This window comes from Pseudomonas sp. 43NM1, assembly GCF_002836905.1.
Taxonomy (GTDB): domain Bacteria; phylum Pseudomonadota; class Gammaproteobacteria; order Pseudomonadales; family Pseudomonadaceae; genus Aquipseudomonas; species Aquipseudomonas prosekii.
The window spans coordinates 12,252-30,105 of sequence record NZ_MKGS01000180.1 but is presented as its reverse complement, the minus strand read 5'-3'; the positions used below and the strand labels follow the sequence as shown (position 1 = coordinate 30,105).

The 17,854-nt window shown below is 52.0% G+C and carries 19 protein-coding genes and 2 pseudogenes; 7 read left to right on the top strand and 14 right to left on the bottom strand.

Annotated elements, in window-relative coordinates:
- From BI292_RS23220 to BI292_RS23205, 4 genes are all read left to right on the top strand, one after another.
- The coding region (locus BI292_RS23220) for an ATP-binding cassette domain-containing protein (RefSeq protein WP_157831296.1) at positions 1 to 266 on the top strand (266 nt) is incomplete at its 5' end.
- Between the two features lies 1 nt (position 267).
- Entirely contained in the window at positions 268 to 2,739 is a 2,472-nt protein-coding gene (locus tag BI292_RS23215) for an FtsX-like permease family protein (protein ID WP_101209322.1), read from the top strand.
- A complete protein-coding gene (locus BI292_RS23210; RefSeq protein ID WP_101209321.1) occupies positions 2,729 to 3,817 on the top strand; it encodes a lipocalin-like domain-containing protein in 1,089 nt (362 codons plus the stop codon). The genes BI292_RS23215 and BI292_RS23210 overlap by 11 nt, the downstream gene beginning before the upstream one ends.
- Before the next feature lie 61 nt (positions 3,818 to 3,878).
- Positions 3,879 to 4,121, top strand: coding sequence for a hypothetical protein (locus BI292_RS23205; protein WP_092270365.1), 243 nt, complete (start codon positions 3,879 to 3,881; stop codon positions 4,119 to 4,121).
- A gap of 464 nt (positions 4,122 to 4,585) precedes the next feature.
- Here the strand turns inward: BI292_RS23205 and BI292_RS23200 are convergent, their stop codons facing one another.
- The 9 genes and pseudogenes from BI292_RS23200 to BI292_RS23160 all read right to left on the bottom strand — a co-directional run bounded on the left by BI292_RS23200 (position 4,586) and on the right by BI292_RS23160 (position 9,524).
- Entirely contained in the window at positions 4,586 to 4,975 is a 390-nt protein-coding gene (locus BI292_RS23200) for an immunity 22 family protein (RefSeq protein ID WP_101209320.1), read from the bottom strand.
- Positions 4,976 to 5,169: 194 nt separating this feature from the next.
- Positions 5,170 to 5,505, bottom strand: coding sequence for a hypothetical protein (locus BI292_RS23195; RefSeq protein ID WP_101209319.1), 336 nt, complete (start codon positions 5,503 to 5,505; stop codon positions 5,170 to 5,172).
- A 96-nt stretch (positions 5,506 to 5,601) separates the two neighbouring features.
- Positions 5,602 to 5,694, bottom strand: a pseudogene (locus tag BI292_RS29535) (hypothetical protein); the annotation flags it as partial.
- An 81-nt stretch (positions 5,695 to 5,775) separates the two neighbouring features.
- Positions 5,776 to 6,048 (bottom strand): hypothetical protein, encoded by a 273-nt coding sequence (locus tag BI292_RS23190; protein ID WP_101209318.1) that lies wholly within the window; start codon positions 6,046 to 6,048, stop codon positions 5,776 to 5,778.
- A gap of 10 nt (positions 6,049 to 6,058) precedes the next feature.
- Positions 6,059 to 6,310, bottom strand: a complete 252-nt coding sequence (locus BI292_RS23185; RefSeq protein WP_101209317.1) for a polymorphic toxin type 46 domain-containing protein — start codon at positions 6,308 to 6,310, stop codon at positions 6,059 to 6,061.
- A gap of 273 nt (positions 6,311 to 6,583) precedes the next feature.
- A complete protein-coding gene (locus BI292_RS23180) occupies positions 6,584 to 7,009 on the bottom strand; it encodes a hypothetical protein (RefSeq protein ID WP_101209316.1) in 426 nt (141 codons plus the stop codon).
- 375 nt (positions 7,010 to 7,384) lie between these two features.
- Positions 7,385 to 7,912 carry a CPCC family cysteine-rich protein gene (locus BI292_RS23175; protein WP_101209315.1) on the bottom strand — a complete coding sequence of 176 codons (528 nt, stop codon included), beginning with the start codon at positions 7,910 to 7,912 and terminating at the stop codon, positions 7,385 to 7,387.
- A gap of 826 nt (positions 7,913 to 8,738) precedes the next feature.
- Positions 8,739 to 9,011, bottom strand: coding sequence for a hypothetical protein (locus BI292_RS23165; RefSeq protein WP_101209313.1), 273 nt, complete (start codon positions 9,009 to 9,011; stop codon positions 8,739 to 8,741).
- Positions 9,012 to 9,155: 144 nt separating this feature from the next.
- Entirely contained in the window at positions 9,156 to 9,524 is a 369-nt protein-coding gene (locus BI292_RS23160) for a polymorphic toxin type 46 domain-containing protein (RefSeq protein WP_256592732.1), read from the bottom strand.
- Between the two features lie 408 nt (positions 9,525 to 9,932).
- Between BI292_RS23160 and BI292_RS23155 the strand changes: the two genes are divergently transcribed.
- Positions 9,933 to 10,361, top strand: a complete 429-nt coding sequence (locus tag BI292_RS23155; protein WP_092270338.1) for a hypothetical protein — start codon at positions 9,933 to 9,935, stop codon at positions 10,359 to 10,361.
- Between the two features lie 116 nt (positions 10,362 to 10,477).
- Positions 10,478 to 10,882 carry a hypothetical protein gene (locus tag BI292_RS23150; RefSeq protein ID WP_157831294.1) on the top strand — a complete coding sequence of 135 codons (405 nt, stop codon included), beginning with the start codon at positions 10,478 to 10,480 and terminating at the stop codon, positions 10,880 to 10,882.
- A gap of 73 nt (positions 10,883 to 10,955) precedes the next feature.
- Here BI292_RS23150 and BI292_RS23145 read toward each other — a convergent pair whose 3' ends face one another.
- The 5 genes from BI292_RS23145 to BI292_RS29245 all read right to left on the bottom strand — a co-directional run bounded on the left by BI292_RS23145 (position 10,956) and on the right by BI292_RS29245 (position 15,834).
- On the bottom strand, positions 10,956 to 12,047 hold the full coding sequence (locus tag BI292_RS23145; protein ID WP_101209310.1) for a hypothetical protein: 1,092 nt from the start codon (positions 12,045 to 12,047) through the stop codon (positions 10,956 to 10,958).
- Positions 12,048 to 12,119: 72 nt separating this feature from the next.
- Entirely contained in the window at positions 12,120 to 12,818 is a 699-nt protein-coding gene (locus tag BI292_RS23140; RefSeq protein WP_101209309.1) for a hypothetical protein, read from the bottom strand.
- A gap of 355 nt (positions 12,819 to 13,173) precedes the next feature.
- Entirely contained in the window at positions 13,174 to 13,626 is a 453-nt protein-coding gene (locus BI292_RS23135) for a hypothetical protein (RefSeq protein ID WP_101209308.1), read from the bottom strand.
- Between the two features lie 102 nt (positions 13,627 to 13,728).
- Positions 13,729 to 14,769, bottom strand: a complete 1,041-nt coding sequence (locus BI292_RS29250) for a hypothetical protein (RefSeq protein ID WP_256592731.1) — start codon at positions 14,767 to 14,769, stop codon at positions 13,729 to 13,731.
- Positions 14,770 to 14,793: 24 nt separating this feature from the next.
- The gene (locus tag BI292_RS29245) at positions 14,794 to 15,834 is read right to left on the bottom strand and encodes a DUF6708 domain-containing protein (RefSeq protein ID WP_256592730.1); all 1,041 of its coding nucleotides are present in this window, start codon (positions 15,832 to 15,834) and stop codon (positions 14,794 to 14,796) included.
- A gap of 722 nt (positions 15,835 to 16,556) precedes the next feature.
- Here BI292_RS29245 and BI292_RS23120 point away from each other — a divergent pair.
- Positions 16,557 to 17,810, top strand: a pseudogene (locus tag BI292_RS23120) (IS3 family transposase).
- Positions 17,811 to 17,854 lie beyond the last annotated feature (44 nt).

Below are 17,854 nucleotides of genomic sequence, written 5' to 3'. Positions count from 1 at the left end.
ATCCGGAGCAACTGTCCGGCGGCCAGCAACAACGGGTCGCGCTCGGCCGCGCGCTGGCCTCGCAGCCGAAATTACTGCTGGCCGACGAACCGACCGGCAGCCTCGACGAAGCGACCAGCGACGAGGTGTTGAAGTTGTTGCTGGAACTGCTCGATGACACGCCGACGACCTTATTGATGGTCACCCACAGCCCGCGGGTGGCCGCGCGGCTGGCGGAAAAAGTCGTGCTGCACCGTGGCCGTCTGGCTGACGCGGAGGCGCGCTGAAGTGCGGGTTTTCCGTGAAACGCTCCGTGCGCTGCTCAGCCATTGGCGCCAGCACCCGGTGCAGTTCTTCAGTGTGTTGACCGGGTTGTGGCTCGCCACCAGCCTGCTCACCGGCGTGCAGGCACTGAACAGCCAGGCGCGAGAAAGCTACGCCAAGGCCAGCCAGTTGATCGGCGGCGAACCCCAGGCCAGCCTGAGCGCGCCGAGCGGCGCGGTGTTTTCCCAGCAACTGTTCGTCGACTTGCGCCGCGCCGGTTGGCCGGTATCGCCGGTGCTGCAAGGCCGGTTGACGCTCAAGGAACACGACGATCAGCGCTTGCAACTGATGGGCATTGAGCCGGTGTCATTGCCGGCCGGTTCGGCGGTGGCGGGGCAGGCCTTGGCGATAGAAGCAATTGTCGAGTTTTTTACCCCGCCGGGCAGCACCTGGATCGCGCCGCAGACGTTGCAGGCGCTGGGGTTGCGCGAAGGTGACCGGCCAGTTGCAGAGAGCGGGCACAGCTTGCCGCCGTTGCACGCGCAACCGGACATGGCGCCCGGCGTATTGCTGGTCGATATCGGCTTCGCCCAGCAGATCCTCGATCAGCCGGATCAGCTGTCGCGCCTGCTGCTGCCGAAAGACTTCAACGCGCCTTTGCCGGATCAATTCAAAGGCCAGTTGCAGCTCAAAAGCAGTGGCGAAGAAAACAATCTTTCGCGCCTCACCGAAAGCTTTCACCTGAACCTTGATGCCTTGGGATTTCTCTCGTTCGTCGTCGGCCTGTTCATCGTCCACGCGGCGATCGGTCTGGCGCTGGAGCAACGCCGAGGTTTGCTCAGAACCTTGCGCGCTTGCGGGGTCAGCGCGCGGATGTTGATCGCGTGTCTGTCGGTCGAGTTGGGTGGTCTGGCGCTGATCGGTGGCGTCGCCGGGGTCGCCAGCGGTTACCTGCTGGCGAGCGTATTGCTGCCCGATGTCGCCGCCAGTTTGCGCGGTTTGTACGGCGCCGAAGTGGCGGGGCAGCTGAGTTTGAGTCCGCTGTGGTGGCTCAGCGGCGTCGGCCTCAGCCTGCTCGGCGCGCTGCTGGCCGGCGCTAACAGTTTATTGCGAGCGGCGCGACTGCCGCTGTTGGCGCTGGCCAATCCGCAGGCTTGGCATCAGGCGCATGCACGATGGTTGCGCCGCCAAGGTTGGGTCGCTGGCATTGCCGGGCTGATCGCGCTGTCGGCGTGGATCTGGGGTGACAGCCTGGCCAGCGGTTTTGTGCTGATGGCAACGATGCTGCTCGGCGCCGCGCTGGCGCTACCGGTATTGCTCAACGGCGTGCTCAACCTGGTGCTGCGGCGCAGTCGTTCGGTGCTTGGCCAATGGTTTCTCGCCGATTGCCGCCAGCAATTGCCGGCCCTGAGTCTGGCGCTGATGGCGTTGCTGCTGGCGCTGGCGGCGAACATCGGCGCCGGCAGCATGACCGCCGGTTTCCGCCAGACCTTCAGCGACTGGCTCGAACAACGCCTGACCGCCGAGCTCTACATCAACCCACAAAATCCGGCACAGGCGCGCGAGTTGCAGAGCTGGCTTACACAACAACCGCAGGTCACGGCGGTGCTGCCCAATTGGCAGGTTTCGGTGCAACTGCAAGGTTGGCCGGCGGACGTCTACGGCGTGATCGACCACCCGAGTTATCGTGAACACTGGCCGCTGCTCGAAGCGCTCGGCGACAACCCGTGGCAACGTCTGGCCAGCGACGATACGGTGATGCTCAGCGAACAATTGGCGCGGCGTTTGAAGGTGCGTTTGGGCGATCACCTGACGATTCCCACGCCGGACGCCTCGTGGAGCCCGCGCATCGTCGGGATCTACGCCGATTACGGCAATCCCAAGGGCCACCTGCTGGTCAACGTCGAACACTTGCTGCGCGGCTGGCCGCAGCTCACGCCGAACCGCTTCAATCTGCGCATTGATCCGCCCGCCGTCGCGCCGTTCCTGACTGAGCTGCAGAAGCGCTTTGAATTGGACGACAGCCACATCGTCGATCAGGCGCGGCTCAAGGGGTGGTCGACGCAAGTGTTCGAGCGCACATTCGCCGCGACTGCCGCGCTTAATAGCCTGACGCTGGGGGTCGCCGGCGTGGCGCTGTTCATCAGCCTGCTGACGCAGAGCCAGAGCCGCCTCGGCCAACTCGCGCCGCTGTGGGCGCTGGGCGTGACGCGGCGACAATTGATGCTGCTCAACCTCGGGCAAACCTGGCTGCTGGCGGTGCTGACGCTGGTGCTCGCGCTGCCACTGGGCATCGCATTGGCGTGGTGCCTGGACACGGTGATCAACGTTCAGGCGTTTGGCTGGCGCCTGCCGTTGCGGGTGTTCCCGCTGCAATTACTGCAGTTGATGGGGCTGGCGCTGCTCGCCACGCTGCTGGCGTCGGCGTGGCCGTTGTACACGCTGTACCGCACACGCCCGGCGGATTTGCTAAGGACTTTTGCGCATGAGGATTAAGGTTTTCGGGCCGTTATTGGCTTTGTCATTGGCGTGGTTAGTGGCGTTGTTAAGCGGCTGCGATAACTCGGCGCCGGTTGATAAAGGCTTCGCCGGGATGGGCGGCGACGCGGCGGCGTTCACTCCGGTGGTGGCGGGGCGGCCGTTCAGTTTTCCGGCAGACCACGGACCGCACGATGGTTTTCGCATCGAGTGGTGGTACGTAACCGCCAATCTCAAGGACGATCAGGGCGAGGAATTCGGCGTGCAATGGACGCTGTTTCGCAGCGCGTTGAAAGCCACGCCCGAGGTCGCGGGCTGGGCCAACCAGACCATCTGGCTCGGCCACGCAGCGGTGACCTCGGCGACCGCGCATCATGCTGCTGAACGCTACGCCCGAGGCGGCGTGGCGCAGGCCGGTGTAAGCGTGGCGCCGTTCAATGCGTGGATCGATGACTGGCGCTTCAGCAGCGCGAGCGCAGATCCATTGGCTGACATGCAACTCAGTGCCCGCGACAAGGCGTTCAGCTATCAACTACGGCTGACATCCTCTCGACCGCTGGTGCTTCAGGGCGACAAAGGCTTCAGTCAAAAATCCGAACAAGGCCAGGCGTCGTACTACTACAGCCAACCGTTTTTCCAGGCGAGCGGCACGTTGCAAATCGATGGCAAAACCTACACCGTCAGCGGCCCGGCGTGGCTCGATCGCGAGTGGAGCAGCCAACCACTGACCGCCAACCAAACCGGCTGGGACTGGTTCTCGCTGCACCTGGACAGCGGCGAAAACGTCATGCTCTACCGCATGCGGCAAAAGGACGGCGCGCCTTACCTCACGGGCACCTGGATCGACGCACAAGGGCAAACTCAGCCGCTGCACGGCGACGACATCAACCTCACGCCGCAAGACACCGCGAAGGTCGCCGGACACCAAATGCCGGTGCGCTGGACCATCAAAATCCCCAGCAAAAACCTCGACATCAGCAACACCGCGCTCAACCCGAACGCGTGGATGGATTTGCGCATTCCCTATTGGGAAGGCCCGGTACGTTTGAGCGGCAGCCACGCGGGGCAGGGTTATCTGGAAATGACCGGGTATTGAGTCGGAACTCTCGCCATCGCGGCGCCCTCCTAAGTTAAGAAACCGATTACTGGAGTGCGCCATGAGCGACGACCTCAAAGCCCCGGACCTCGACACCTGGCAACGTCTGTTCGAGGACAAAGCCTACTGGCAACAATCCCCCGACGCGCATTACAGCGAACTGCTGCGCGTCGCCGACGACTTGCTGGGGCAGGGCGCCATCGACCTCCAACAATGGCAAACCCTGAAAGCCAAAGCCGAGCAATCCCATAAGGATTCGCCGGCCATCAACGTCGCCGAAGAAGTCGACGACCCCGAAGCGTGAGGAGACTCGAATGAAACCGATTAACCAAAGCGAACACCCCGACGAACCACGGCCACCGGGTGAGGTGGAGCGTGATAACGATGCGTTGCGCCCGACTGATCCGAAGAAGCGTGAGGACAGCGGGAAGGGGACTGAAAGTGGAGAATCTACTGCTCAGGAAACTGCGAATACTCCCTAATCAGGGTTTTTGGTCATCGGCGCGCACGGTACTTAATCTTAGTCCGGGGCCGTGCGCTGCCTTCGTCACTGGGAATTGTGAGCTCAATGCACTGGCTGACGCCATCACCTGAGTCACCCGGCTGTCCTCTGTCTTTGGGGCCTGGGCTGACTTTATCGTAGATGCCAGGATAGGGGGTCTCCATATAATTTATAAGTCGGATTACTGTTCATAGGGAATTCCCAGGGACAGATTTATTTTAGAACGCAGAAATATAACTATTCCTTACGCTCTGTTCTCTAAGAGTTTAGTGTTGGTATTCAAAGCTTCCTCGGTATGTAAATAGCTTGTTTCTGATTTTAGTGTTTTGTGGAGTGCCGGAGAAGGAGTAGTCGTAGATTGCAACTATGGTGTCTATAGGCGCATCGGTCAGAGGAGTGTTTTTATTTTTCATGTCAGACGCGATGTCAAGGTCGTATGAGCACCCGTCAATTGCATCAATTAAAGAATTTGTTGGCTCGATTTTATCTGCTTCGACAGTGTCATCGTCAACAAAACCAAGTGAGGAAGCCTTGCTGAACTCAGAGCCAAGAAAGTCTCCGTCCCCAGAGTACTCTGCGCTCATCACATCTCGAAGAGTAGACGGTTCCCAATCGGTATTTGCCGTCCAAATACAAACGATTTTTTTCGACCCCATTTTTCGTTTCCTCAGTTCTAGTCCTGATGGTAGAGCATCGGACCCGCCTTCCAATCGCCGTCCAGTCTACATAATTTATGTATGCAAGTTTATGGAAGCCTATCGTTTCGGCGGGGCAATTTCCGAACCTTGTCTAGCTGCATTCCCATTCAGCAAGCAAAAAGGGAACGCGGTTATTTTTGTGTGCTGTATTTTCATGGTTTCATGAAGCTGTCGTGCTCATTGTAATGTTTAATGGCTTTTAGTATTTCCTCATTTGTAGCAGATATTTTTTGCTTCAGTGCGTTGAATGTAACATCCTCCAAGAGTTCGTCGGTAAACCAAAACTCAAGATTGTTTTGAGTGATGTACTTTGGGAAAATCTCTTCGTCGTCATCGGTGATCTCCGAATATTCATCAATCACGCAGTCGGTTTTCAGCGTCGCTTGGTCCGATGATCCTTTCCCATAAACACAATAGGTCAGCTCTTTTTTCTGAGCCTTTAAGAAATCGATCAGGTCGTTTATCTTGATAGATTGATTGTGTTTCATATCAGTGCTCCAATTATTCCGTTTTTATTTTCCCTTCGCGCCCTTCGCGCCCTTCTCGGCCCCCACCCCAGATGTCTCGTTCGCCTTTGCCAGGGTGCCTCTGCGGCTGTCGTCGATGCCGGCGAGGTTGCCATTGGCATCGTAGGTGTAGCGGCGCTGGAACAGGTTGCGATCCTGCTGGCTAACACTGAGAGAAAAGGGGACAGATTTATTTTCAAACAGAAAATAAATCTGTCCCCTTTTTGTTGACGTCTCGCTGGACTTTACTTTTTAAACGCTTAACAGCCAAGACTCGCACTGGTTCATTTTTTCATTGTCGTCCATGGCATGAGATATTTTCTTATCAATTTCTTTGAATTTATTTGGTTCGTTTTCTTGGTGGAATATCAGCCAGCCGTCTCTACCGTCGTTCTCTATCATGTATTTTTTATCGTCTTTTCTGATGTTTAACGACCAAGATGAAAAGAAGTCTGGATGGTCCGAAAACACCGTTACCTTAAAGCCGCAACGACTTGCCATGTTATATAAATTAGTTTGCTTCATTCGTAGTCTCTTAGATTTTGATAAATAACTGGGTTTTTTCAAAGTTACCTTTAGCGCTGCTAAAGAATTGAGTGCCCCCACCTGATGACGGTTGCGTCATTCCTTTTACAGACCACGTATCATCAATCGATTTGGCTGTCGATTTCAATACTGGCGTTTTTTCTGTCGTTCGATAAATGCCTTGCAGTTTTAGTTCCACCGTTCCTGCTGCGCGATTATCTCTGCGAAAAGGGGACGGATTTATTTTGAGAATGGAAAACAATCTGTCTCCCTTTGTTAGTAAATGTGTACTGTTTCTCCGTCCTTGCCTTTTACAGTCGGAAGGTGAGTTTACGACTCAGCTTAAAAAGGGGTACCTTTCCGTTTTTGTCTTAAGTAGTGCAACTGTAGCTTCTGAGGAACAGCAGCTTTCATTATGTAATGATGCCGCCTTCTATCGAATTATCCCGATTCGACATGCCTTTACACGAAAAAGAAACACCTTGCCCTTGACTGGAGATCGGCTCGTGCATGGGTGTCCCGTTTCATAAAGGTTTTAGGTGTCTTTTTGGGCATTGTATGTTCGTAGCATTTCCTCTGAGCCATCCCAGTTTGGGGGCGTCTCCCAATTTTTATTTTTCTTTTTTCCAATTATCGCGCCAATGAATGTATTTTTTTCATCATAAAAAATGCGACCGTCCCAACTAGTACTATTAATGAAACGCATTGATAGTATTGCGTCAGGCGCGATATTTGAAAGCGAACTTATAAGCTCTGCAAATCCTAGCATTTCCGATGAGGTTGTATTTGCAATTTCTTTTTGAATGGTGAGTTCTTTTTTATACGCGTCGCTAGTTTTTATTATTATGTAAGCGTTTTTAAAAACGAAACTTTCTTTAGCTGATTTTTTTAATAGTTGGGCCGATTTCATCCCGCCATCTGCGAGATGAAAATGCTGCTGTAAGAAATCTAATATGTTCATGGTTTAAACACCTCAATATCCCCGCCGCGGGGTTCTTTCAAGGAAACTTCTTGCTCCCCCCCAACGATCTTCCGAATACTGCCATGACCAACTATCCCCTTCTTTTGGGGCGCCAATTGTAACTCTCAGAATAAGTCCATCCTCTTTGAAAAGAGGGGGCGAATCTATTTTCGAGCGTAGAAAATAAATCTGTCCCTGTTTTTGTTATTATTCTATTTTTTTTAGGTTGAATGCCTCGTAGATTTAGGTGTTTCTTTCCTTGGGAACGAGAGGATCATACACTCTAAGGTACACCCGTTTGTGTCTTCAACTAAACTTAGTTTTAGTTCAGGACTAAACATTGTATAAAAATAAATCTCAACCTCTCGGTCGTTATCAGATAGCCCATTTATATAAAGGCAGTGTGCACATGCTCTTCGCAAATATCGCTTTCGCTTCCCCGAGTGTCATATGATTTGGACCGCTGTACTGCTCAGGATCAACTACTCCACTATCTTCCCATCTGCATAGATCACAAATTTCATAGTTTGCCCTTGACGATATCGTTCGGTAGCCACAGCAAGGGCAAGTCTCCAATGGTTCGATAAACCCAACCACCTCATGTTCGCCAAGTCCCATTTTTTTCATGGAGGTAGATAAATATGAGTTTGTCACGCCTTTGTACTCTGAGTACAAAGCAATCAAAAGCAACTCGTCATATAGAGGATTCTGCACATCGCTTGGAGGTTCTTCGTTTGAAACAAGTAGTTCTTGCATCTCTTTTGAAAGTAAGGCGAATTCTTCGTCGCTATCATCAATTCCCCACCAGTTCAGTAGCAGTAATTCGCGCGTATTATTGTCAAGGGACGCTAAAGCTTGTTTGCTCAGCATGTAAGTCGCATCGGATCGAGAGGTTTTTTTCATATTAAAGACCTTTAGCTAAATCAATTGTTGACTTGACGCAACGACGCTTCTTTATCATCTTTATAAAAGTTTTTATTTCTCGATATTTAACGTGGGCGACAAAAACTCTTCCAAACGCTGGATGGTGTTCGATTTTTTATTTTAGTGTTCGTTTTCGTATCACTCCCACTGTATCGTGAATCTGTCCGGGCGTTCTGGTGGGATTTTTACCTTTGTGCCGTTAGAAGAAGTAACATAAATAAAATCTTCGTGGAGTTCTATTTTTTCGAAAGGATTTGTTGTGCTTAATACAATTATCCAATCCAATTCGTCATTGCTTTTTTTGTCAGTGATATGAAGCCATCCTCTCCGGATGCTAGACATTCGCCGCACTTTATCTCGTGGCCCTTAAATTTTTCTACCATGTCAAGGGTCGCAAACCCCTCACAGAGCTGATTTCCTCTAATGCATAATCTAGTGCTGGTTGCCAAGATTTGCTTTGTAATGACTGACTTTGCTCAGATATCTCGAATAGGCAGTAAAATCCATTGTAGGACATTATGGAGTTGTTGCGAGGATATATTTCATCCTCCCAGTCATTTTGTATTTTTTGTTTGTCTTCACCAAACATATTATTTTCCTGTTCGTTAATTCTTATTTGCTGCGAAAAGGGCGCATGTTTATTTTCTAGGGACCGGAAAGGGGACAGATTTATTTTCGAGCATAGGAAATAAATTTGGCCACTTTTGTTCCCTCTTTTGTTCCTTTTGTTCCTTTTGTTCCTTTTGTTCCTTTTGTTCCTTTTGTTCCTTTTGTTCCTTTTTTCTCTCTCGCTGGAATTTGCTTTTTAAACGCTTAACAGCCAAGACTCGCACTGGTTTATTTTTTCATTGTCGTCTATGGCATGAGATATTTTCTTATCAATTTCTTTGAATTTATTTTGTTCGTTTTCTTGGTAGAATATTAGCCAGCCGTCTCTATTGTCGTGCTCTATCATGTATTTTTTATCGTCTTTTCCAATATTTAATGACCAAGATGAAAAGAAGTCTGGATGGTCCGAAAACGCCGTTACCATAAAGCCGCAACGACTTGCCATGTTATATAAATCAGTTTGCTTCATTCGTGGTCTCTTAGATTTTGATAAATTATTTTGTTTTTTCAAAGTTAGTCTTTAGCGCTGATAAGGACTTGAGTGCCCCCACCTGATGACGGTTGCGTCATCCCTTTTACAAACCACGTATCATCAATCGGTTTGGCTGTCGATTCAATACTGTCGTTTTTCCGGTCGTCGATAAATGCCTTGCAGTTTTAGTTCCACCGTGCATGTTGCGCGATTATCTTCGAGCGGACCAATGCCGAGCATCGATGGGCTTGTAGCAGGGTTCAGAGAATAATAGTTGCCTTGTGGGGCTCCGGGTGATTGAAATTGATAAACCGTTTTACCTCGATTCAACGTCTCTACATTTACTGGCTGATTAAAGTCGATTCCGCTCAAGTGGCCCGGAATGTTAGTCTCTTCAAAACCTTGTGTTCGATAGAACTCTGTCGCAGTCTCTTTTCTTCCACGGGCGTTGATATCGTTATTGATATTCCCTGTCCGACAAGAGAGAAAATGGGATGGATTTATTCTCAAATAAATAGAAATTAAATCTGTCCCTTTTTGATGAGGCGGATACGCTGAGTACCCCTCCAACAGAGTAAGAAGCTACCAGGGCGGCCAAGTAGAAATTCAGGTTTGTGGAAGTGGTTTCGGTAAACCCGATGAAGGGGACTTCAAGGCTCGTGGGCCAAGCATTGAATCGCCTCTGATTTCACCACGAACCTGCGCGCCCAAGCTGACGCTTGTGGATTTTTGTTGTATCTCATTAGTCCGGCACGTCGAAAAAGGAAACAGATGTAGTTCTCGCGATTAAGGCGGGCAACTCTGGCATTGAGGAGACTCGCTGTGCAACTCATATAAGGTAAACTGCTCGGCCTTTTTTGCCGATGCCACGCTACGTTTAAAAGACGCGGCTCGGCAGATTGATATGGATATCAGAAGATGAAAAGACTGAGTCGACGTCAACGTTTTTGGCTCTGTATGCCCCTGTTCTGCGCCGGGCTGTGGGCCGCGTCGCAGTGGTGGGAAAAGGGCCTGGCGAAACCAGTCGGCGCCCCTGACATCAGCCCCAACGGGTGTTATCGGGTTCAGCAATTTCAACCTTTCTGGCTCTTGCCTTGGTTCTTGCACCCAATGGCTTTCCCGGACCCGGAGGCAGAAGTCTATTGGTTTGCACGCTGGGAAATTCCGGCTTTTTTTCGTCTGTACGATCATCGCAACGGCCAACTGATTGGCGAAAGCGAAATCTACGACCTGGTCAATGCTGGCGGGCCTCTGGATTGGGGTGGCCGAACCTACCCCACGGTGTCGGCGGCCATGATCGAGATCGGCCCCAATCTGCCTGATTGCATAGGTGATCAGCCGAACTAATTGTTGAGAAACGGACGACAGCTAAGTCTGTTGGCCTTGCTCAAACATGCAACAATCCGCCGCCGCGCACCTGCAGCTGCCGGCGGCAATGTTTTCCGCCAATCTTAAGGATCAAGATGAGCTCCTCTCGCGCAAATATCATTGGCATGAAAGTCCACTGCAACGCCTGTGAAAAGGAATTTCCCATCGGCAAGAAACAGCAAACGCTGTTGCGCGAAGACCACCCCATTGCGTGCAAGGGCTGCAAGGCCGAACTGGTGATATCGGCCGTGGAAAAGCAACGCTTCCTGGGTTTCGACAACCCTGCCAAACCCATGATGCTGGCCATGATGCTCAGTGGCTTGCTATCGGTGTGTGTGTTCGGCGGTACTTTTCTCGGTTTCCTGAAGTCCGACACCCTAGTGCTGGTGGCCGTGGTGGTGTTGATCGGCAGTAACCTGATATTGGGGCCGATGATCAGAAGTGCGACCAAGCCCCTGATGGTCAATCTTGACCCCCAAGGCACGCCAGCTGCCGTTTGATAGTTGGCTTGCCGGCCTGCCGATGCGGGCTGGACGAAGAGCAGAAGGGTTTTGAATAAGCTGTCGTCTGGCGCTACCAGAACATCGCTTGTGCGATCTGATTTGCCTCATTCCTGGTTTGCTCACCGCCCATGATTGGCGCCCTTAGCAACGACCGTTCCCCCTCGCGGTCCACGATCCAGAACGCCATCTTTATGGGCGTTTTGCGCTGGACGCCAGCAACGAAGTCGTCGGATACGGCCGCTTCATCGCCAGGCAGCTTCGTAACATCGAACTCCCATTTCTCGCCGGTTGCTGGCGACTTTGCGGGCTCGGCCGACTTGGGCGAAAACTTCGTCCTGCGCACATCCCCGGCTTGCAGTCCCAGCGTTTCCGACATGAACGAACGCAGTATTGATTCAAGCTTTTCGTCCGATGTCTGGGCCGAACCCACGGTGAGGCCAAGTTGTGCCCCTGTTTGCAGATTTTCGTAATAGAAGCGATATTCCGTACCCAATCTCAGGCGGTAGTCGCCCACGCGCAAGGGTAGATGTATGCCCATCGAGCTGTTAACCAGCGCATTTTCATCCTTCGGCACTATCCAGCCGAGCGTAGCATCGCTTTTCTGCCATTCGATGAGCGTCCGGTTCAGGGCGACGGCCTCCTGAGTTCTGCCTTGGCGGTAGGCGATATCAGCGGCGTAATCCAGCGCAGTTCCGTAGAGAAGTTGATAGGTAAAGCCATACTCCCAGGCAGGCACGGCCAAACCCAGCGAGCGGCGCGCGGCATCCAGCGCGCCGTGACGGTACTGCGACACGCCGATAAGTGTCTGCACGCGCGCCACTTCCTCCGGGAAAATGGCGTCGGGCAACGCCTGTTTCGCCAGTTCCGCAGCCTTGGACTCGCCGCCCGGAAGCTCCCAGGTTGAATCCATGTCTTGGGTCTGCTCGGCCATAGTGCGTTCGCGGAACAGCGGTGGTGCGCTTTGCCAGTTCAGCGCAGCGAACAACTTTTGCATCTGCTCAACTGCCTGGGCCTTGTCCCGCGATTTGAACACCACATCGATGTCCATGCGCCAGTCGCCGCGAAGCGCCGTCCAACGAATATTGGTGCATTGCTCGCCGTCACACTCCTCTTGCCTCCCCAGTTTGACGGCGGCCAGGTCGTCGAAGGGGAGGTCAGGCATCGCCGATGCAACCGCCCGAACTTCACGCTGTTCCTGATAGGGTTTGAGCCAATCCTGGCGTTGCGATGCCGTTTATTTGCGTTGAGCTTCGTCATAAGCCAGCGAAATCTCGGCGCTCAGGCGGCCGTTTGCCAACTCCTGCGTATAGAGGAGGAGGGTGGCGGCTTCGCGTTTTTCTGCGGGTTCAAACTTCGCCAGTTTCCACCGCCCCAGCAGGAGTGGCATCGAGAAGTCAGCCAATTCGTAACGCAAGCGCGGCTCGTCCGGCGACAAGCGCCATAGACCGGGATAGGGACTGACGGCCGCAAAAAGCTTTTCCTCTAGGCGTACGACCTCGGCTCTTTCACCCGCTAGCATGCTTGCCTCGATGGCCAGGCCCAGCATGTTCGTGATGCGCGGGTCGCGCCTGTTAGTCGACCCGACAGAGGCTGCTTGCTGCTCCCAATACGCTATCTGCTCTTCCGCGGCGATCCGGGCCTCTTCGTATCTCTTCTGCTGATGCAGCAGATTGACGAGCAACACACCCGCCTCGAGGTCCGTGAAATCCATTGCGCCACCCTTGCGGCCCGCCTCCATGGCCGCCCGGGCGGCGACCGTGGCCTCTGCCAGTGAATTTTCACTGCTCAGGCGTTGTGCCTCGTGCATCAACTGAGCTGGACTGGGTGGCCGAGCTTTTGCCTGATCTGCTGGCACTGCCCAGGCGGCGGTGCTGGTCGACAGCAGGAGTGCGGCAAAGAGGGCGCAGTGTCGGCGTCGTATCGAGTTCTTCATGGTTGACTCTCTGGCACATGTCTAATGGGCGTCCCGCACAGACACGTAGAAATGCGCTGCTCGGCGTGAGGGCGCCTCGTAATCGGAATGGACCTAACGCTCAGGGTGACGAGCCCCGAACTCACAGGGGCCGTTTGACAACCCATTTTTTTATCGCGGGATCAATAGACTCGTCCGCTTCAACCTGCGCCGGCGTTTGATGGAACGCCATGCCATTGCCACAGAACGCAGTAAACACATCCCCGTTGAAACTGTAGAGCTCGACACTCGTGACAGTCTCACAGGCATCACTCGCCACTACCTTTCGGGCGAGCTTGACCCGAGACGATTGATAAGTGTCGTACCAGTCTTTGAATTAGGCTTTGGATCGGGCCGCGGATGCACCGGGACTCAGGATATTGTTGGCAATCCGGGCGTCGAGCGGGCTCGTCGCGAAACTCGAATATGGCTGGATATCCTGGGGGCTGACAGGGTAGACACGCGCATACCCTTTTTGGATGTCGAGTTTAACCACCTGCAACTGGGCTTCTTCTGGATAAACCTTGTAGACGGTATCCAAAATTCCCAGGAGTGAGTGGGGTGTTTCTTTGCCGACGTAGATGAACTTCTCTTCAATGTTCAGGTTAAAGCGCTGGACTATTTCGTCGATTTGGTTGAGCCGCTTTTGTTCTTCCAAGCTGCTTTCCGCAATGGTGACTGGCTTCAGGTTTTTCAGTTGTTCGGGTATTGGCGAGATCTGGACCTGGATGTCTGCCTGGGCGCTGAGGGCGGTGGTTGCCAAGATCAATGGGATTATGGGTTTCAACATGCGTCCTGCTCCTTGTGGGAAATCTTCCTGGTTTTGCTGTGTAAGTGTTTACGTCGAAGGGGTGCGCTGGGCAGCTCCGTCAAAGAAAAAAATCTGTCTGCTTTATGTTGGTATTTCGTTCGACTCGCCAAGCTTAATCTTGAAGTAGTCCACCAGGTTCTGTCCTTCTGAAAATGCCTTTCTGATCTCAGCACTTTCATTAATCAGTTCCTTGCTAGGTACTGCATGTTCTTCAATTGGGCGCGGTAGCGACCACTCAAGAACTTCCCTTGGGAAGCCTGTCTTAGGGCGGTTATTGATCCAAGCGGCAAGGTAACAAGGAATCGTCCAACCACTGAAAAATTGAATGATCAGGAAGCCGAAGAGATATCGAAGCAATGAATGATGGGAGCGATAACCTTTTCTACACATATGAAAGTAGGCGACCGAGCCTGCTTCGAATTCATCCGATTGCCCCTCGGGCAAGGCTCGCGGTCCATCTTCCATATAGACACGGATTGCCTCCCACTCAGCGATAGCCTGATTCAAATTTCCACTTGGAACACTAATCCAAAGCACATCGCCATTTTTCGTCTCACGTAGCCCAATCATTAATTTGAATTCAGGAATGACAGCATATTGAGTGATCAATTTGCTGATCGAGACACTCGCAATGACTTCCTCCCACTGTACATAACGTGGGGTCATGCCTTTTTTGGGAACAAAGACGACCTCGCGAAGCTGACGATTGAAGCGTACAGGAGGTTGATGGCTTACCCGACGAATTGCAAAGAAAAAAACGCAAAGGTAGAGAGTGGCCAGCGCCCCCACAAAGCCCCAAACGGCAATGCTTGTGAAGAAGTCCAGCCAGCTACTCCAGAAAGGTTCTATGTCACGTCTTATCCAGGATCCGAAACCCGTTGTGAAAAACAGAAAAATCAACAGGAACATTACCGCCCCGATTCCGGCTCGAGTCATAAACTCAAAGCTTCCTCTAAAAACGGCAAAGTCTAGGACTACTTCATCGGCATAGCGGTGTAGTTGGCGAGCACTGAAAGGTTGCACTCCAGTTGGTACTGGCTTTGGTGATAAATAGAGTGTTTCAGTGCCTGATTCTCTATCGATATCACCTGCGCGGGGCAGTCGGTCGTATCTATTTTCCAAGGGTATTACTCGTCAAGTGGCGGATTAAGACTTTTGAGTCGTTTCGGCAAACTTCACCTTGAAATAATCCAGCAGGTTTTGGCCTTTGGCAAAAGCCTTCCGTATTTCAGTGCTTTCCCGGAGCAGTTCTTCACTAGGCATAGCATGTTGCTCAGTGGGAAGAGGTTGTGACCATTTTTGAACTTCTTTGGGGAAGCCCGCCTTGGTGCGGTTATTGACCCAGCCGGAAATGTAGCACGGCAATGTCCAGCCGCTAAAAAACTGTATTGTTAAAAATCCCCAAACGTAACGTACAAAGGAATAATCTGCGCGATAGCTCCGACGACTCAGATGGAAAAATTCCACTGTGCCTTCTTCTAGTTCGTCCGGTTCATCGGTTGGTAGGGCAGATGTGCCATCCTCCATATAGGCGCGAATTGCCTCCCACTCAGAAATGGCAAGACTTAAATTTCCGCTCGGTATAACAGACCACAATACGTTGCCGGATTTAGCATCACGTAAGCCAATCATTAGCTGGTAATCTGGCGTTGCCGCATACTGGGTAATAAGAGTTCCAGCTGAGACGCAGGCAATGACGTCCTCCCATTGCGCATAGAGGGGAGGATCACCTTTTTTTGGTACAAATACGACTTCTCGGCGCTGCCTGTTGAAGCGAATGGGAGGATGTATGGAAACCTGTCGGGCAGCTTGCGTGAAATAATAAAGATATGTCGTCGCGATGGCAGCAATGATCAACCAAAGCACTGGGTTGAAGAAAAAATTTGACCACCCACTCAGGAAAGGCTCAGCGTTGCGTCTTAGATAGGAGGCAAATCCCGAAAAAAAGAATAACAAAGTAATAATAAAATTTATTGATCCAATTCCTGTTCGAGCAAGAAACTCAAAGTTTCCTTGCCCGATAGAGATGTCTAAATATGTTTCATTAATATAACGGTGTAACTGGCGGGTACTAATGGGTAGCATGCCCGTAGGTACTGGCCTGGGGGACAAGTAGACTCTCTCAACACCCGACTCTTTTTCGAAGTCTCCAGCGTGCGGTAATCTCTCATAAGTATCTTTAGACATGCGCGTTCTCCGGCTTAATGTCGATCCATTTAGCTCCGTCCCAGGATTCTCCTTTGAGTCGGTTGTTGCATTCCGAAAAACGGAATGCAACAGCACCCAAAAGGACGAATTTGCTTTTTGCGATTTCATGCCAAGGTAATGCCAACGAGGTAGGCTAAGTTCTTCATATGCTATAGACGCTTTGGTCTGTCCTCGTTTGCCCTGAGTACTACGGTGGTGGTGACGAACACTAATCGAGGGTTTTGTAGGCGCAGGCTTCGAGGTGAGTGCATAACTTAATATCTAGCTCTCTCTCGGAGTCTGCTTGTAAAAAGTCCAGCCAGCTGCTCCAAAATGGTTCTGAATTTCGTCTTATACAGGATCATATCCCTGTAGTAAAAAAATAAAAATCAACAGGAACATTACCGCGCCGACTCAGGCTCATTCCATCAACTCAAAGCTTCCTCGGGAAATGACAAAGTCTGAGACCACTTCATCGGCCTAGTGGTGCAACCGGTGTGCACTATAGGGCTGTACTCCAGTCATCACTGGCTTTGGCGATAAGTAGATTATCTCAGTGCCCGGTTCTCTCTCGATATCACATGCATGAGGCAACCGATCATATTTTTTCTTAGGCACGTAGATGCTCGGTTCCAAGAGCAAAAAGGGGGCGGATTGATTTTCGAATAATGTCCCGTCCTGAATGAGGTTTACACCTTCTGGTCTATTTTCAGGAGGAAGTAATGGAAACAGCAAAAAGGCGTAGTCAGCGAGACTACACGCTGACTTTTAAATTGTCGGTCGTGGACCAGGTCGAAAAAGGCGAGCTGAGTTATAAAGAGGCTCAGGAGCGTTACGGGATTCAAGGCAAAACGACCATTCTGACGTGGTTGCGCAGGCATGGTCGGCAAGATTGGAGCCCAGGCACATACATTGGCTCGCCGAGGATGGGTTCTATGCCCGACAAAAACCGACCGTTAACGCCAGAGCAACGCATCAAAGAGCTTGAAGAGCAGCTGACGCTGTCCAATCAGAAAGCGCAGTTTTTCGAGGCGGTCGTGGATGTCTTGAAAAATGACTACGGTCTCTCTGTCGTAAAAAAGCGTCCCGGCAAGTCCTCGCGCAAAAACGAATCCAAAACCTGAGCGTCAGCGGGGCTTGCCAGTTCATGGGGATAAGCCGACAGGCTTACTACAAACGCAATCGAGCCGATGCTGCTCGTCTGATTCTGGATCAGAAAGTTGCCGATTTCGTTCAGCAAAAGCGCCTGCGGCAGCCGCGGTTGGGCACTAGAAAACTGCATTACCTGCTGCAATGTCAGCCGCTGCTTGAGCTGCAAGTAGGGCGGGATCGCCTGTTTTCGATTCTGCGGGAACGGCGTTTATTGGTAGCCCGCAAACGTGCGTATCACAAGACAACCGATAGCCATCATCGCTTTCGACGTCATCCGAACCTGGTCAAACCTGGGCCTAATCAGGTTGTTCCCAGCGGGCCGGAACAGGTCTGGGTGGCTGACATCACCTATCTGCCCACTCAGCAAGGCGTGGCCTATCTGAGCCTTGTGACGGATGCTTTTTCGCGAAAAATCGTGGGCTATCACGTCCATGAAAGCCTGCACACCGAATCGGTCGCCCAAGCGCTACGCCGGGCGGTGAAACACCGTCAAACCGTGCAGCCACTGGTTCATCACTCGGACAGAGGCAGCCAGTATTGCTCGGGAATGTACCAGGAACTGCATGCGAAACACAGCATCAGGTGTTCGATGACGGATGGCTATGACTGCTACCAAAATGCCTTGGCAGAGCGGGTCAATGGAATATTGAAGACAGAGCTTTTGCTCCAGCGCCCACAGGATTTAACGCAGGCGGAGAAAATGGTGAGCGAGTCGGTATCGATCTACAACGGCGAGCGTCCGCACCTATCGTTGAAATACAAAACGCCCGATGCGATGCATCGGGCGTTGGGGTGAAACAGGTGTAAACCTATTTCAGGACTAGACATGTATAAAAAATAAATCTGTTGCTTTTGAGTTTGAGCCTAT

Excerpts from the sequence above, each read along its gene's own strand:
- BI292_RS23140 (WP_101209309.1), bottom strand. The coding sequence starts at position 12,818 with ATGAAGAACTCGATACGACGCCGACACTGCGCCCTCTTTGCCGCACTC.
- BI292_RS23150 (WP_157831294.1), top strand. The coding sequence starts at position 10,478 with ATGAGCTCCTCTCGCGCAAATATCATTGGCATGAAAGTCCACTGCAAC.
- BI292_RS23135 (WP_101209308.1), bottom strand. The coding sequence starts at position 13,626 with ATGTTGAAACCCATAATCCCATTGATCTTGGCAACCACCGCCCTCAGC.
- BI292_RS23190 (WP_101209318.1), bottom strand. The coding sequence starts at position 6,048 with ATGAAGCAAACTAATTTATATAACATGGCAAGTCGTTGCGGCTTTAAG.
- BI292_RS23180 (WP_101209316.1), bottom strand. The coding sequence starts at position 7,009 with ATGAACATATTAGATTTCTTACAGCAGCATTTTCATCTCGCAGATGGC.
- BI292_RS23195 (WP_101209319.1), bottom strand. The coding sequence starts at position 5,505 with ATGAAACACAATCAATCTATCAAGATAAACGACCTGATCGATTTCTTA.
- BI292_RS23155 (WP_092270338.1), top strand. The coding sequence starts at position 9,933 with ATGAAAAGACTGAGTCGACGTCAACGTTTTTGGCTCTGTATGCCCCTG.
- BI292_RS23175 (WP_101209315.1), bottom strand. The coding sequence starts at position 7,912 with ATGAAAAAAACCTCTCGATCCGATGCGACTTACATGCTGAGCAAACAA.
- BI292_RS23165 (WP_101209313.1), bottom strand. The coding sequence starts at position 9,011 with ATGAAGCAAACTGATTTATATAACATGGCAAGTCGTTGCGGCTTTATG.
- BI292_RS23145 (WP_101209310.1), bottom strand. The coding sequence starts at position 12,047 with ATGCCTGACCTCCCCTTCGACGACCTGGCCGCCGTCAAACTGGGGAGG.
- BI292_RS23205 (WP_092270365.1), top strand. The coding sequence starts at position 3,879 with ATGAGCGACGACCTCAAAGCCCCGGACCTCGACACCTGGCAACGTCTG.
- BI292_RS23210 (WP_101209321.1), top strand. The coding sequence starts at position 2,729 with ATGAGGATTAAGGTTTTCGGGCCGTTATTGGCTTTGTCATTGGCGTGG.
- BI292_RS23200 (WP_101209320.1), bottom strand. The coding sequence starts at position 4,975 with ATGGGGTCGAAAAAAATCGTTTGTATTTGGACGGCAAATACCGATTGG.
- BI292_RS29245 (WP_256592730.1), bottom strand. The coding sequence starts at position 15,834 with ATGTCTAAAGATACTTATGAGAGATTACCGCACGCTGGAGACTTCGAA.